Origin of the sequence: Tsukamurella paurometabola DSM 20162, assembly GCF_000092225.1 — a bacterium.
GTDB classification, from domain to species: domain Bacteria; phylum Actinomycetota; class Actinomycetes; order Mycobacteriales; family Mycobacteriaceae; genus Tsukamurella; species Tsukamurella paurometabola.
Window position 1 is genome coordinate 1,691,983 of the sequence record NC_014158.1, and the last position, 14,650, is coordinate 1,706,632.

Annotated in this window: 18 protein-coding genes; 16 read left to right on the forward strand and 2 right to left on the reverse strand. The window is 69.3% G+C overall.

The genetic code is table 11. The annotated features are described in order from the left end of the window. Positions 1–15 precede the first annotated feature (15 nt). Entirely contained in the window at positions 16–1,233 is a 1,218-nt protein-coding gene (locus tag TPAU_RS08105) for an acyltransferase (protein ID WP_013126267.1), read from the reverse strand. 199 nt (positions 1,234–1,432) lie between these two features. Then, entirely contained in the window at positions 1,433–2,821 is a 1,389-nt protein-coding gene (gene gad, locus TPAU_RS08110; RefSeq protein WP_049825962.1) for a glutamate decarboxylase, read from the reverse strand. 215 nt (positions 2,822–3,036) lie between these two features. Between gad and rpsP the strand changes: the two genes are divergently transcribed. The 16 genes from rpsP to TPAU_RS08190 all read left to right on the forward strand — a co-directional run bounded on the left by rpsP (position 3,037) and on the right by TPAU_RS08190 (position 14,638). Then, a complete protein-coding gene (gene rpsP / locus TPAU_RS08115) occupies positions 3,037–3,504 on the forward strand; it encodes a 30S ribosomal protein S16 (protein ID WP_013126269.1) in 468 nt (155 codons plus the stop codon). Beyond that, a complete protein-coding gene (locus TPAU_RS08120) occupies positions 3,505–3,753 on the forward strand; it encodes an RNA-binding protein (RefSeq protein WP_013126270.1) in 249 nt (82 codons plus the stop codon). A 5-nt stretch (positions 3,754–3,758) separates the two neighbouring features. Beyond that, positions 3,759–4,280 carry a ribosome maturation factor RimM gene (rimM, locus tag TPAU_RS08125; protein ID WP_013126271.1) on the forward strand — a complete coding sequence of 174 codons (522 nt, stop codon included), beginning with the start codon at positions 3,759–3,761 and terminating at the stop codon, positions 4,278–4,280. Then, positions 4,280–4,969 carry a tRNA (guanosine(37)-N1)-methyltransferase TrmD gene (gene trmD, locus TPAU_RS08130; protein ID WP_041944861.1) on the forward strand — a complete coding sequence of 230 codons (690 nt, stop codon included), beginning with the start codon at positions 4,280–4,282 and terminating at the stop codon, positions 4,967–4,969. Before rimM ends, trmD begins: the two co-directional genes overlap by 1 nt. 145 nt (positions 4,970–5,114) lie before the next feature. Continuing rightward, positions 5,115–5,405 carry a hypothetical protein gene (locus TPAU_RS08135; protein WP_013126273.1) on the forward strand — a complete coding sequence of 97 codons (291 nt, stop codon included), beginning with the start codon at positions 5,115–5,117 and terminating at the stop codon, positions 5,403–5,405. 79 nt (positions 5,406–5,484) lie between these two features. Then, positions 5,485–6,159: a response regulator transcription factor gene (locus TPAU_RS08140; protein ID WP_041944863.1), complete on the forward strand. Its 675-nt coding sequence runs from the start codon at positions 5,485–5,487 to the stop codon at positions 6,157–6,159. Further along, positions 6,156–7,232: a sensor histidine kinase gene (locus TPAU_RS22910; RefSeq protein WP_049825805.1), complete on the forward strand. Its 1,077-nt coding sequence runs from the start codon at positions 6,156–6,158 to the stop codon at positions 7,230–7,232. The genes TPAU_RS08140 and TPAU_RS22910 overlap by 4 nt, the downstream gene beginning before the upstream one ends. Positions 7,233–7,313: 81 nt before the next feature. Further along, positions 7,314–7,616, forward strand: a complete 303-nt coding sequence (locus TPAU_RS08150) for a YbaB/EbfC family nucleoid-associated protein (protein WP_013126276.1) — start codon at positions 7,314–7,316, stop codon at positions 7,614–7,616. Continuing rightward, positions 7,613–7,891 (forward strand): hypothetical protein, encoded by a 279-nt coding sequence (locus TPAU_RS08155; protein ID WP_013126277.1) that lies wholly within the window; start codon positions 7,613–7,615, stop codon positions 7,889–7,891. Before TPAU_RS08150 ends, TPAU_RS08155 begins: the two co-directional genes overlap by 4 nt. Beyond that, positions 7,888–8,775: a hypothetical protein gene (locus tag TPAU_RS08160; protein ID WP_013126278.1), complete on the forward strand. Its 888-nt coding sequence runs from the start codon at positions 7,888–7,890 to the stop codon at positions 8,773–8,775. Before TPAU_RS08155 ends, TPAU_RS08160 begins: the two co-directional genes overlap by 4 nt. Then, positions 8,759–9,178, forward strand: a complete 420-nt coding sequence (locus tag TPAU_RS08165; RefSeq protein ID WP_013126279.1) for a hypothetical protein — start codon at positions 8,759–8,761, stop codon at positions 9,176–9,178. The genes TPAU_RS08160 and TPAU_RS08165 overlap by 17 nt, the downstream gene beginning before the upstream one ends. A 9-nt stretch (positions 9,179–9,187) precedes the next feature. Continuing rightward, positions 9,188–11,578 carry a Tex family protein gene (locus tag TPAU_RS08170; RefSeq protein ID WP_013126280.1) on the forward strand — a complete coding sequence of 797 codons (2,391 nt, stop codon included), beginning with the start codon at positions 9,188–9,190 and terminating at the stop codon, positions 11,576–11,578. 56 nt (positions 11,579–11,634) lie between these two features. Then, complete coding sequence (locus TPAU_RS08175; RefSeq protein ID WP_013126281.1) at positions 11,635–12,612, forward strand: hypothetical protein; 978 nt, start codon at positions 11,635–11,637, stop codon at positions 12,610–12,612. A 61-nt stretch (positions 12,613–12,673) separates the two neighbouring features. Continuing rightward, on the forward strand, positions 12,674–13,015 hold the full coding sequence (rplS, locus tag TPAU_RS08180) for a 50S ribosomal protein L19 (RefSeq protein ID WP_013126282.1): 342 nt from the start codon (positions 12,674–12,676) through the stop codon (positions 13,013–13,015). Between the two features lie 63 nt (positions 13,016–13,078). Then, positions 13,079–13,945, forward strand: a complete 867-nt coding sequence (lepB, locus tag TPAU_RS08185) for a signal peptidase I (protein ID WP_013126283.1) — start codon at positions 13,079–13,081, stop codon at positions 13,943–13,945. 6 nt (positions 13,946–13,951) lie between these two features. Next, on the forward strand, positions 13,952–14,638 hold the full coding sequence (locus tag TPAU_RS08190; protein ID WP_013126284.1) for a ribonuclease HII: 687 nt from the start codon (positions 13,952–13,954) through the stop codon (positions 14,636–14,638). The last annotated feature ends 12 nt before the right edge of the window (positions 14,639–14,650 follow it).

A 14,650-nucleotide genomic window follows, 5' to 3' on the forward strand; every position in this document is an offset into this window, starting at 1 on the left:
CCAGTGAGGGGAGAGTCAAGAGATCTGCTGCGGCGACCGCGCCGGACGGGGCTTCTGGCGGGGCCGGCCCACCCACCACTGCGCCTTCGGTGCGCGGCTGAGCAGTTCGACGATGCCGAGCGTGACCACGATCGTGATCACGTAGGCGACGACGGTGCCGACCGGGCTGGGGAGCACCGCGGTGAGCCACGGCGTCCCGTCTGCGGTCTTCGGCAGCAGCAGCGCCGACAACACCATCACGTGCACCAGGAACACGCCGAAGGAGCGCTTGGTGCCGTAGGCGGCGAACCGCGTCAGCCGGGGAACGCGGTGGCGGTGGCGAGCCAGCAGCAGTCCGGTGGTGTAGACGGCTGCCACCAGTGCCACGTACAGGACGAAGTTCGCAGGCTGGAACACCGCGGATGCCACGATCGGCGCGGTTTCGTCGTCGATCCGCATGCTGTAGAGCGCCAGCGCTCCCGCCATGGTGGCGCCCGCGACGCCGAACACGAGGGGCACGTTGCGCAGGAGCATCGCCTCGATCCGGTCGCGGTGGAAGGCGGTGAGAACGCCCAGCAGGATGAAGAACTGATACGGGATGAAGGTGGCGTAGATGTGCCAGAAGTTCTCGCCCCACCAGCCGGTGGTGGGATTCCAGTAGGTGGCCAGTGCGTAGATCGCCACCTGCACGACGCCGCTCACCACGAGCACCCGGCCGTGCGCGCCACGGGTGCGTTCGGCGAGCGCCAGCACCAGCGGGAACAGGAGATAGATCTGAATGGTGACGAAGATGAAGTACAGCTGGTAACCGTTGAGGCCGCCCCACTTCAGGTTGTCCCAGAACTCTCCGAAGTTCGACGGAATGGTCGAGAACCGGCCGTCCAGTGCCATATCGAAGACCCAGTAGGCGAACGCCCAGATCACGAACGGGATCACCACGAGGGGCAGTCTCTTGCGCCAGAACTGCACCGGGCTCAGGCGCGCGCCGCGCTCGACCACACCGTAGGCCAGCACCAGGCCGGTGAGCGCGAAGAACGTATTGCGGGTGAAATGCAGGTTCATCGCGATGGCGTTGGTGACGACGCCGTTCACCTCGTCGTTCGTGTTCGTCATGGCATGCATGAACACGACGAGAAGGAAGGTGATGGTGCGTACGAAATCGAGTTGATGCAGGTAGCCCCGACCTCGGGCCGCACCCGGCGCGACAGCCCGTGTGGGCGCCACCCTTCGGGTGCTGTCCAGGTACGAAGCCATGGAGAAGATGGTGCTGTCCAATCCTGCGGGGTTGCTGGACGCGGCCTGGCAAGGGGCTACACCGGGCAGTGGTGCGGAGCTCAGACTGCGACGTCCGTTGAGTTTACCGGTCGGTAAACTTGCTCCTGCAACGAACGCGCCGACAGTGGCACGGATCACGCGGCACCGTGTCCGATATCTAGTTTAGCCGTGTGCTTGTTCAGTAGTGGAACACCGACCGCGGGGCGGCGCGACCGTCCGCCGCGGACAGGCGCGTGAGCGCCGCCGCGAAATCGTCGCGCAGCTTGCCCGCCAGATCGCCGGAGAAGCCCTCCCGCACCACGATTCGCAGCACCGTCACCTCCTGCGCGTCGGCCGGCATCGTGTACGCCGGCACCTGCCAGCCGCAGGTGCGCAGCTCGTGCGAGACGTCGAACGCGGTGAACGGCGCGTCGTCGGCCAAGTGAAGGGTGACCACGGGCAGTGCCGAACCGTCGGTGATCACCGACAGGTACGGCTGCGCCGCCAACTGGCGTGCGAGCCAGGTGGCGGTGCCGCGCAACGACTCCATCACCCGGGTGTATCCATGCCGCCCGAGCCGCACGAAGTTGTAGTACTGCCCGATGATCTGCGCGCCCGGACGGGAGAAGTTCAGGGTGAACGTAGGCATGTCGCCCCCGAGGTAGTTCACCCGGAACACCAGGTCCTCGTCGAGGGCGGCGCGGTCGCGGAAGACCACGAATCCGATGCCCGGATAGGTGAGACCGAACTTGTGGCCCGAGACGTTGATGGACGCGACGCGGGGAAGCCGGAAGTCCCACTCCAGGTCGGGATCGAGGAACGGCGCCACGAAACCGCCGCTGGCCGCGTCCACGTGCACCGGCACATCGGGACCGCCCGACTCCGCCACTGCGTCCAGTGCGGCGCAGATGCCTGCGACGTCTTCGTATTCACCGGTGAAGGTGGTACCGAGGATCGCGACGGCGCCGATCGTGTCCGCGTCGACCGCGTCCCGCACCTGCTCCGGCGTGATGGTGTACCGGCCGGGCGCGATCGGCAGGTACACCGGCTCGACGTCGAAGTATCGGCAGAACTTCTCCCACACCACTTGCACATTGCTGCCCAGCACCAGTTTGGGGCGGCTCGCATCGCCGCCTGCGGCGAGCCGCGCCTTGCGCCAGCGCCACTTGAGCGCCAGGCCCGCCAGCATCACCGCCTCCGACGAGCCGATCGTCGTCGTTCCCGTCGCCGACAGTGGATCGGCCGGATCGAGGCCGGGAGCGTGGAACAGCTCGGCCACGATCGCGACGGTCCGCGCATCGATCGCGGAGGTCGCCGGGTACTCGTCGTGGTCGATGGCGTTCTTGTCGAAGGCCTCCGCCATCAACGCCTGACCCTGTGGTTCCATCCACGTGGTGACGAAGGTCGCGAGGTTCATCCGGGACTGCCCGTCGAGCATCAGCTCGTCGTGGATGAAGCGATACGCCTCGGCCGGCCCGGTCTCGTGATCGGCGAGCCGGGCACGGGGGACGGGCTCCGTTCCGAGCCGCCCCGAATACGCGGGCATGAGGACCGAATCATCATCGAGTGGCGTGCTGAACTCGCTCATGCGCCGCACGCTACCGGCGAACCGTCCCGTCGGCAGGGCGCCGCGGGCGGCCGTGATTTCCCCCTGCTCGCGGGGCATGGCAGAATGGACCGCTGCTGACCGGCGCCGGTACGTATGCCGCCCGGCGGTCACGCATCGAGATGGCAAAACCGGGTGCGCCACCCAGGCGCATCGCTGAATTGCACAGTGACTACAACGTAAGAGGAACACAGCAGATGTCTGTCAAGATCAAGCTCACGCGGCTCGGCAAGATCCGCAACCCGCAGTACCGCGTCGTGATCGCCGACGCCCGCACCCGCCGCAACGGCCGTGCCATCGAGTCGATCGGCAAGTACCACCCCAAGGAGGAGCCCTCGCTCATCGAGATCGACTCCGAGCGCGCTCAGTACTGGCTGGGTGTCGGTGCGCAGCCGACCGAGCCCGTGCTCGCCCTCCTGAAGATCACCGGTGACTGGCAGAAGTTCAAGGGCCTCCCGGGTGCCGAGGGCACCCTGAAGAAGGCTGCCGAGAAGCCCTCCAAGCTGGACCTGTTCAACGCCGCCCTCGCCGAGGCCGACAAGGAGCCCGCCGCTTCGGCCACCACGCCGAAGAAGAAGGCCGAGAAGAAGGCCGATGAGGCGCCCGCGGAGGCCGCCGAGGCTCCGGCCGAGGCCGCCGCCGAGGCTCCGGCCGAGGGCGAGTAAATGAGCGCCGTCGTCGCTGATGCCGTCGAGCACCTCGTTCGCGGCATCGTGTCGAATCCCGACGACGTTCGCGTCGATCTCATCACCGGCCGTCGCGGCCGTGTGATCGAGGTGCACGTGAACCCGGACGACCTGGGCAAGGTGATCGGCCGCAGCGGCCGCACCGCTACCGCCCTGCGCACCCTGGTCACCGGCATCGGTGGCAAGGGCATCCGGATCGACGTCGTCGACACCGATCGGGTCCGCTGACTCCGATGGAGCTGGTAGTCGGGCGGGTCGCCAAGTCGCACGGCATTCGCGGCGAGATCGTCGTGGACGTGCGCACCGATTCGCCCGAGCTCCGCTTCGCGGACGGCGCCGTCCTCACCGGACGGCGCCCCCGCGCGAAGGACACTCAGACGTACACCGTGGCAGCCTCCCGGGAGCATTCCGGGAGGCTGCTGGTGCGTCTGGAGGGCGTCACCGACCGGACCGCCGCCGACGAGCTGCGCGGCACGCTCTTCGTCATCGACTCCGCCGATGTGCAGCCGAGCGACGATCCCGATGAGTTCTACGACCACGAACTCGAGGGCCTGGCGGTGCGTACCGCGGACGGCACCGAGGTCGGCGTCATCGCCGAGGTATTGCACCCGCCCGGCGGCGAGCTGCTGTCGGTGAAGGCTCCCGACGGCCGCGAGATCCTCATCCCGTTCGTCACCGCCATCGTCCCGGTGGTCGACGTGGCCGGTGGGTTCATCGAGATCGATCCGCCCGAGGGGCTGCTGGACCCCGAATGATGCGCCTCGACGTCATCACCATCTTCCCCGAGTACCTCGCGCCGCTGCGCCAGGCGCTGCTGGGCAAGGCCGTCGACAAGGGATTGCTCGACATCGGCGTGCACGATCTGCGGGACTGGACCCACGATGTGCACAAGGCCGTCGATGATTCGCCCTACGGCGGCGGACCCGGCATGGTCATGAAGCCCACCGTATGGGGGCCCGCGCTCGACGACGTGTGCCCCGACGATGCGCTGCTCGTGGTGCCCACTCCGGCGGGCGTTCCGTTCACCCAGGCCATGGCCCAGGAGTGGGCGGGCGAACAGCACATCGTGTTCGCCTGCGGCCGTTATGAGGGCATCGACCAGAGGGTCTTCGACGACGCGGCCCGGCGTGTGCGGGTGGCCGAGGTATCGATCGGCGACTACGTCCTGATCGGTGGTGAGGTCGCCGTCCTCGTCATGGTCGAGGCCTTCGCCCGGCTGATCCCGGGAGTGCTGGGCAACAAGCTCTCCCATCAGGACGACTCCTTCTCCGACGGTGCCGGCGGTCTCCTGGAGGGCCCGTCGTACACCCGCCCCGAAACCTGGCGCGAACTGACGGTGCCGCCGGTGCTGCTGTCCGGCGACCACGCCAAAGTCGCCGCGTGGCGCCGCGAGCAGTCCCGGCGGCGGACTGCGGAGCGCCGCCCCGACCTCCTGGGTGAGTGACGAAAAACATTCTCGTACAATTGATTTCATCAACCTGAAGAATCTTTCAGGTTGCTTCAGGTGCGCTTCAGCCGACCGACGGCACGGTGAATGCATCGGAGCGAACGCTTCGACCCGGGAATCCGGGAACCTCGAAGGAGAACTCATGAACGCATCGACGATCCGACGCACGGCGGCCACCATCGGCATGCTCGCTCTGGGAGGCACCGCACTGGGCGTGGGCGCGGCTTCGGCTGCTCCCGCCGCGCCCGCCCCCACCCAGGATGCAGGGTGTGTCCTGATCACCGATCCCGCGGCACCGGAGGACTACTCGAAGGCGACCTGCACGCCGGTCAGTATCGATAAGGACGGAAACCTCCGCGACGCGACGGGGAAGATCTACGGCAAGGCCTCGGACGCGGTCGCCGCGCCCGACGCTGACACCCGCGGGCGCTAGCACCTCGCGGTACGACCGGCGGCGGTAATGTCGATGGCGCATGTGCGATCGCCGCCGGTCGTGGCCTGCGAAGGAGTTCATGGTGCCCAGGGTGCTCATCGCCGACGATGATCAGCGTCTCGTACGCGGGCTCAGTGAGGGGCTCGCGTGCGAGGGCTACGCCGTGGAGACGGTCGGTGACGGTGAGGCCGCACTGATCGCGGCGGACGCCGGGGAGTTCGATGTGATCGTCCTCGATGTCCAGATGCCCGGCCGCAACGGTTACCAGGTGGTGCGTGAGCTGCGGCGCCGGGAGAATTGGACGCCCGTGCTGATGCTGACCGCGAAGGACGGCGAGTACGACGTCGCGGACGGGCTCGACGCCGGCGCCGACGACTACCTGACGAAACCCTTCTCGTATGTGGTCCTGCTTGCGCGACTGCGCACCCTGCTGCGGCACGGGGCGGCGCGGCGGCCGGTGGTGCTGCGCGTGGGCGGTTTGGAGATCGATGTCGCGGCCCGCAGTGTGACTCGCGATGGCACGCCGATCAGTCTGACCGCCAGAGAGTTCGATGTCATCGCGACCCTCGCCCGCGAAGCGGGGCGGCCGGTCGCGAAGTCCGACCTCGCTCGCGCGGTCTGGGACGAAGCGGAAGATGTCGCAGGAAACCGGATCGAGGTCTACATCAGCGCATTGCGCCGCAAGGTCGACGCTCCTTTCGGTACGGAGTCGATCGAGACGTTGCGCGGCTACGGCTATCGGATCCGACAGTGAATCCGCGAGGCTCGGTGCGGCTGCGGCTCGCGTTCCTGACCGGTGCGGTGGTCTTCGTGGGGTATGCGGCCGTCGCATGGGGCTTGCTGTGGTTGTTCGGTGACTCCGTGGTCGCGCGGTTGGATGAATCCGTGGTTCCCGGTGATCCGTTCCGAGACACCGGCACCGTGGCGGTGGAACAGGTCTTCACCCGATGGGCGCGCATCGGCGTCGTCATCACCGCGCCACTGGCGGGACTGATCACGGGTGTCATCGCCTGGTACGTCGCCGGGCGGGCTCTGCGGCCGGTCGGGGCCATCGAGCAACGCTTCCGCGCGCTCGCGTCGGGCGATCTGAGTCTTCGGGTGCCGGAGCCCGGAGGGGACGACGAGGTCGCCAGGCTCGCCCGGACCATGAACGAGACGCTCGAACGCATGGAAGCAGCAGGGGAGCGGCAGCGGCGCTTCGTCGCCGACGCCGCCCACGAGCTGCGCGGGCCGATCGGCGCGGTGCGCACGGATCTCGAGGTCGCTGCCCGGTATCCGGATCGGATCGACGCGGCGGGTGCGCTGAACGAGGCACTGGTCGACGTCGAACGACTGCAGACGGTCGCGACCGATCTGCTCACCTTGGCGCGCCTGGAGTCGGGCGATTCGCCTCCCGCCACGACCTTCCGGATCTCGGACGTGCTCGACGAGATCGTCACCACCGGCGGGACGGTGACGCCCGTTCGGGGCGCCGTCGAAGCCACGGTGCGTGGTTCGCGGCCACAGCTCACTCGTCTGGTGCAGAACCTGGTCGACAACGCCGCCCGGCACGCGCGGTCGACGGTGAGCATCACGGTGAGCGCCGACGATACCGCCGTCACCATCGACATCGATGATGACGGTTCCGGAATCCCCGCAGCGCACCGAGACCGGGTCTTCGACCGGTTCTACCGCCTCGACGAGGCGCGCAGCAGTGAGGACGGTGGGTCGGGGCTCGGTCTCGCCATCGTCGCCGAGATCGCCCGCGCGCACGGCGGCACCGTCGTGGTCGAGGACTCGCCCCTGGGCGGGGCCCGCTTCCGCGTGCGCTTGCCGGCGGCGAAATAGCGCAATCCGGCCCGCGGTCCCGGTGCCACGCGCGAAGATGATCGCTGTGGGCGTGGGGGCGCCCGCAGACTTGGGGGAGTCATGTCCGAACACACCGCCGCCGCCGCGCTGCTCGCCGAGGCGCAACGGCGCGAAGCCGCCCTCACTGCGCTGGACGAGGAATTCCGTGCAGCCCGTGTCACCGCCCGGTCCGGCGATCGGCTGGTCGCCGTCACCGTCGACGTGCGCGGACACGTGGTGGAGGTCGAGCTCGCACCGGGCACACCGCGGTCGCATCCGCCCGAGCGGCTCGGTCCGTTGATCGCCGAACTCGCCGGGCGCGCAGCGGATTCTTTGGAGGCGCACTACCGGTCGCGGGCCGATCTCGCTGCGGTACCCCGATGAGCTTCGAACTCGATCCGGCGGCCTGGGAGCGCGCCGCACGCGCCGTGGACAACCTCGCGGACGGCCTCCCGGCCCCGGTGCACCTGCCGTTGCCGGAGGACCGCTATGTGCGCGCCCTCGGAACCGTGCCCACCGACTCCGATGCGGCAGCGGTACGGGCACACCGCGCCGCAGTCGCCGAACTGCGCGACCTCGCCGCCCGGATCCGCGCGGGATCGCGCGCCGCGGTCGACGCCGACGTGGCCGGGGCGGACCGGATCGCGGCCGCCGGATGAGTGCCGACGACTTCTGGCCTCGCGAGCCGGGGGAGTTCATCGACGCGCGCGCCGAATACCTCGACGCCGACCGCGAGGCTCGGCGCCTTGCCGCGGAACTCGGAGTGGCGGCACCGTCGGGCGAGCTGCGTGCCGCCGCCGAACTGAGCACCGCCCGAGCCGGATTCATGAGCGCCTATGCGGGCCTCGTGGAGCGCACCCGCGCCGAGCTGACCGCGGTGGCGGCGCGTACCACCATCGCCCGGCTCGAAGCCCGTACCGGTGCGCCGCCCGGAGATCCCGCAGCCGAACAGGCCGCGGACCTGGCCGATCTGCGCGGGCGGGCGGAGGCGGAGGAGGCCGCCGAGGCGGCGCAATCGCGTTCCGCGGAGCTCGCCGCCGGACACGGCGCCGCGCTCGGCGGGTTCGCCCCGATGACGGCGATGATGGGAGCCGCGGCCCGCGGCGGCGGTGGCGGGCTGCACCGGAGCACGCACTACGACGTACCGTCCTCGGCGCCGACGGACCTCGACCTGCGGCTGCGGGAACTCTGCGCCGGGCTCGACGGCCCCGCCCGCGACTGGGCCCGGCTCGCCGTGGCCGCCGTCACCGACGAGGCCGGGCGCCCCTGGAAGCTGATCGGGACCACCGAACTCGACGGCTACCTCCGGCCCGGAATAGTGCTCCTCGACGGCGAATTGGCAGCCGGCAACGAGGCGTGGCCCGAGCTGTCGATCGCCACCTTCTGCGCCGCACACGGCTTCGCACCCGGGCCCGTGGTCGGTGCCGTCGAACCCCCGCCGGAGGTCTGCGATCACCTGCGGGCGTTGGGATTCGAACCATCCTGGGCGTCGGATGCCTGGGATTCGTCCAGTTGGGAGCACGACGATGCATCGCTCCGCTAGCCTGCCCGATCTGATGGACGCGGTGGCCTCCGTCGCCCCCGATCGGCGGCACGCGGCGGCGCTCGCGGTCGTCGGCGACGCCCTCGACCGCACCGCGGATCCGCGATTGGACGGCACCGGAGCGGTGCTGCTCGACGAGATGCGGGCGCCCGGATCGAGGTACAGCGAGGCGCAGCGTATCGCCGTGGCCGTGGACGAGGCGGACCGCGATGCGCACGCCCGCCGTGCCGAGGGCGACCACACCGGTTACGTGCTCGGCTTCCAGGCGGCCCGTGCGCTGTCGGCGCTGCTGTTCCTGGTTCGGGACGGCGGCGCGGGGCTCGCCGATGTGGCGTACGAGGCGGTGATGGTGTGCGGCGCGACCGAGCCGGTGGTCGCGGTTCTCGTCGGTGGCCGTCGGTAGGGTGGCCGGGTGAATTCGAGCGCGCCCGTGAAGTCCGTGTCCGCCCGCATCGCCGAGGAACTCTCGGTGGGGGAGAACCAGGTGGCCGCCGCGATCCAGCTGCTGGACGAGGGGTCGACGGTGCCGTTCATCGCCCGGTACCGCAAGGAGGTCACCGGCAGCCTCGACGACGCGCAGCTGCGCCGGCTCGAAGAGCGGCTCGGTTACCTGCGCGAACTCGACGACCGCCGCGCCGCGGTGATCACCTCGATCGAGGAGCAGGGGAAGCTGACGCCCGAGCTGCGTGCCGCGCTGCTCGCGGCCGACACCAAGGCCCGCGTGGAGGACATCTACCTGCCGTACAAGGTCAAGCGGCGCACGAAGGCGCAGATCGCCCGCGAGAACGGCCTGCAGCCGCTGGCCGAACGGTTGCTCGCGGATCCGACCCTGGTGCCCGAGGAGCTGGCCGCCGAGTACCTCGGCGAGAACGTCGCCGATGCGGCGGCGGCGCTCGAGGGTGCGCGACACATTCTCGTCGAGCGGGCGTCCGAGGACGCCGAGCTGGTGGGCACGGTCCGCGAGAAGTTCTGGACCGACTCCACCCTGCGCACCGGACTGCGCGAGGGCGCCGACCCGCAGAAGGCGCAGAAGTTCCGCGACTACTTCGAGTTCTCCGAGCCGCTCGAGCAGATGCCCAGCCACCGCGTGCTGGCGGTGCTGCGCGGGGAGAAGGAAGAGGTGCTCTCCCTGCAGTTCGACGGCGGCGAGGACTCCTCGTACGAGTCGCTGGTCGCGTCCACTCTGGGGGTCGCGAACCAGGGCCGCGCCGCCGACAAGTGGCTCGGCACCGTGGTGCGGTGGGCGTGGCGCACCAAGCTCATGGTGTCCGCCACCGTCGACGCTCGCACCCGGTTGCGGCAGCGCGCCGAAGACGATGCGGTGAACGTCTTCGCGACCAACCTCAAGGACCTGCTGCTCGCGGCGCCGGCGGGTACCCGCCCCACCCTGGGCCTGGATCCCGGCTTCCGCAACGGCGTCAAGACCGCCGTCGTGGACGGCACCGGCAAGGTGCTCGACACGCTGATCATCTACCCGCACCAGCCGCAGAATCAGTGGGACAAGTCCAAGGCGTTGCTCGGTGCACTCATCGCCCGGCACGATGTGGAACTGGTCGCCATCGGCAACGGCACCGCCTCGCGCGAGACCGATGCCCTGACCACCGAACTGATCGCCGAGATCCGTGCCTCCGGTGGGAAGGTGCCGGCGAAGGCCGTGGTCAGCGAAGCCGGCGCCTCGATCTACTCCGCCTCCGAGTACGCCTCGCAGGAGCTGCCCGATATGGACGTCTCGCTGCGCGGCGCCGTGTCCATCGCGCGCCGGCTGCAGGATCCGCTGGCCGAGCTGGTGAAGATCGACCCCAAGTCGATCGGCGTGGGCCAGTACCAGCACGACGTCTCGCAGGCCAGCCTCGCGAAAAGCCTCGATGCGGTGGTCGAGGACGCGGTGAACGCGGTCGGCGTCGACCTCAACACCGCGTCGGTGCCGCTGCTCGCGCGGGTCTCCGGCGTGACCGAGAACCTGGCGGCCGCGATCGTCGCGCACCGCGACGGCGCGGGCGCCTTCCGCAGCCGCAAGGCGCTGCTGGACGTGCCGCGCCTGGGCCCCAAGGCCTTTGAGCAGTGCGCGGGTTTCCTCCGCATCAGTGGCGGCGACGATCCGCTCGACGCGTCCGGTGTGCATCCCGAGGCCTACCCGGTGGTGCGGACGATCCTGTACCGCTCCGGGTTGCAGCTGGCCGAATTGATCGGTAACAGCGCGGCGCTGGCGAAGCTCCGGCCCGCCGAGATCGCGGCCGAACTGGCCGACGAGCGGTTCGGTGTTCCGACGGTGACCGACATCCTCGCCGAGCTCGACAAGCCCGGCCGGGATCCGCGCCCGGCGTTCGCCACCGCCACCTTCGCCGCCGGCGTCGAGAAGGTCTCGGATCTGCAGCCCGGCATGGTGCTGGAGGGAGTGGTCACCAATGTCGCCGCGTTCGGCGCGTTCGTCGACGTGGGCGTGCACCAGGACGGCCTGGTCCACGTCTCGGCGATGTCCGATCGGTACGTCTCCGATCCGCACGAGGTGGTCAAGTCCGGTGAGGTGGTCAAGGTCAAGGTGGTCGACGTGGACGTCGAGCGCCAGCGCATCGGCCTCTCCCTGCGCCTGAACGACGATGCCGCCCCGAAGGAGCGCGGCGCGCGCGGAGGCCAGCAGCGCGGCGGGCAGAACCGGGCGAATCAGAACCGTGGCGGGCAGAACCGGGCGAACCAGAACCGCGGAGGGCAGAACCGGGGCGGCCAAGACCGAGGCCAGCGCGGCGGGGCGGCACCTGCGGGCTCGATGGCGGACGCACTGCGCAAGGCCGGCTTCGGCAGGTAGCGCGACGATCGATGGCTTTGACCTGGTATGACCGAATCCGGCGCTAGGTTGGAGGTATGTCCACCTGGTTCACCCGCGACATCGTGGAGGCGGGACGGCTGCCGCTGTTCGCCTTCTTCGTCGGGCTGATCGTGGGCTTCCTGTGCATCCGCGCCAGCGTGCGGTTGATCCGCGCCGAGGTCCGCTGGTGGTTCGGCAATGTCCGGCCCGGTGGCCTGCACGTGCACCACGTGGTGTTCGGTGTGGTGCTGTGCCTCGGTTCCGCGGTGGGGCTCATCGCGAACTTCGGCACCGCCACCCAGACCACCGCGGCGGTGCTCGCCGGGATCTTCGGTCTGGGGGCGGCGCTGGTGCTCGACGAGTTCGCGCTGATCCTCTATCTGCGCGATGTGTACTGGCAAGAGGAGGGACGCACCTCCGTCGATGCGGTCTTCGTCGCGATCGCGATGACCGGCCTGCTGCTGTTGGGCCTGCGGCCGCTCGACCTGGTCGACGTGGCCGGATTCCGGGATTCGCCGCAGCGCACCGCGCAGATCGGATTCGCACTGGTGAGTCTGGGGACGGCGGCGATCGTGCTGCTCAAGGGCAAGATCTGGACAGGTCTGCTGGGGTTGTACTTCTTCCCGCTGCTGCTGGTCGGCGCGATTCGACTGTCCCGGCCCGGCGCGCCGTGGGCTCGCTGGCGCTACGACCGGGACTCCCGCCGGATGCTGCGCGCGCTGCGCCGCGAGCGTCGGCTTCGGCGTCCGCTGATCCGCGTCAAGATCGCGGTGCAGGACCTGATGGCGGGGCGCCCCGACCTGCTGCCGCACCTGAGGGAAGACACGGAGAAGGAGTTGGACCGCACCGTCGTGCCCGCGCCGGCACCGCCGCAGCGACCGCGTTCGATGGCCAGCCGCCTCACGATTTCTCGAAAGCGGCGCCGATCTGGCACAATTAACAGGTTGCCTGGGCTGCGTGCTGCCCGGGCCTATCCGACTGCCCAGCAGTCGGCAAGCCAGGAGTACGAACCGGTCGAACCCCCACGGCAGTAGTCGTGACGGGCCGCCAGGGTCCTCTGCTCGCGAAGAAGAAGCAAGAAACGGTGATCCAGCGATGAACACGCTCGACTTCATTGACCAGCAGTCCCTGCGCAGCGATGTGCCCGACTTCCGCCCCGGCGACACCCTTGACGTGCACGTCAAGGTCATCGAGGGCAGCAAGGAGCGCGTCCAGGTGTTCAAGGGCGTCGTGATCCGCCGCCAGGGCGGCGGCATCCGCGAGACCTTCACGGTGCGCAAGGTGTCCTTCGGCGTCGGTGTGGAGCGCACCTTCCCGGTGCACTCCCCGAACATCGCCAAGATCGACGTGCTCACCCGCGGTGATGTGCGTCGCGCGAAGCTGTACTACCTGCGCGACCTGCGCGGCAAGGCCGCCAAGATCAAGGAGAAGCGCTGACACCAGCGCCGGTCGCGGTCCGGTTGGACGGCGCCGCCTCGCCCGCTCGGTAGGGTGTATCCCGTGCCCGAGCAGACGAACTCCCAGGAGACCCCCGAGCCCGACGATTCCGCATCGTCGGCCGGGGGTTCCTCCGTATCCGGGGCCGGTGAGCCCGCGCAGGGCGACGGTGCCCGTGGCCGCCACGCCGGCCCCGAAGAGGTGGCCGGCGACGACGCGGACGCGAAGAAGCAGAAGAAGACGAACTGGCCGCTCGAAGTGGCCGTCGTCGTGCTGGTCGCCTTGGTGCTCACTTTCTGCCTGCAGACCTTCGTCGGCCGTCAGTGGTACGTGCCGTCGGAGTCGATGGAGCCCACGCTCATCGGTTGCGCCGGGTGCACAGGTGACCGGATCGTGACGCAGAAGATCAGCTACTTCACCGGCGACCCCCAGCCGGGTGACGTGATCGTCTTCAAGGGGCCCACCTCATCGTGGGACGTCGAGGGCCGGCCCAGCGTGCGGTCGAGTAACACCGTCCTGCGCGGTATCCAGGAGGCGCTGTCGTACGTGGGGCTGCAGCCGCCGGACGAGAACGACCTCGTCAAGCGAGTGGTCGCCGTGGGTGGACAGACGATTCAATGCCGCCCCGAGACCGGTGTCACGGTGAACGGGAAGAAGTTGAACGAGCCGTACATCGCCGATACCGCGAAGGAATTCGCCGCGAATCAGGATGCGTGCTGGGGCAAGCCTTTCGGGCCGGTCACCGTGCCCGAGGGGAATGTCTTCGCGATGGGTGACAACCGGATGTTCTCCGCGGACTCGCGCTATCACATCGAGGACCGGCTGCAGGGCACGATCCCGAAGGCCGATATCCGCGGCAAGGTCGTGGCGATCATCTACCCGTTCGACCGCTGGCAGACCGTCAAGGCGATCAACCCGCAGCAGGGCTGAGAAACCGTGCGTGACCGTTGGCCGCCGCGCCCGGTGGTGCGGTCCTCGTCGGGCTTGTCGACCATGGAGTCGGTGCTCGGCCGGGCCGGGCTCGGTCCCGTGGCGGGGATCGACGAGGCCGGGCGCGGCGCCTGCGCCGGACCGATGACGGTGGCGGCATGCATCCTGCCGCGGAAGATCCCGCCCTCGCTGGCCCGGCTCGACGACTCCAAAAAGCTCAGTGAGATCGCCCGGGAGAGGCTGTATCCCGAGATCCTCAAGCACGCGGTGAGCTGGTCGGTGGTCACGATTCCGGCCGCCGAGGTGGACCGGCTCGGGGTGCACGTGGCGAACATCTCCGGGATGCGGCGCGCGATCGCCACCCTCCAGGTGACGCCCGGGTACGTCCTCATCGACGGCTTCACCGTGCCCGGCCTGGGCATCCCCTCACTGCCGGTGATCGGCGGCGATGCCTCGGCATCGTGCATCGCGGCGGCGAGTGTGCTGGCCAAGGTGACCCGCGACCGGGTGATGGCCGAATTGGACGCGGACTACGACGGGTACGGCTTCGCGGTGCACAAGGGATACTCGACCGCGGCGCACATGGCCGCACTGGGCGAGCTGGGCCCGAGCGACCAGCATCGGATGCGCTATCAGAACGTGCGGGCGGCGCTTCGGGCCACGTCGAATGAGGGAACGGCGGCGGCGCGTTAGTCTGATCGGGTC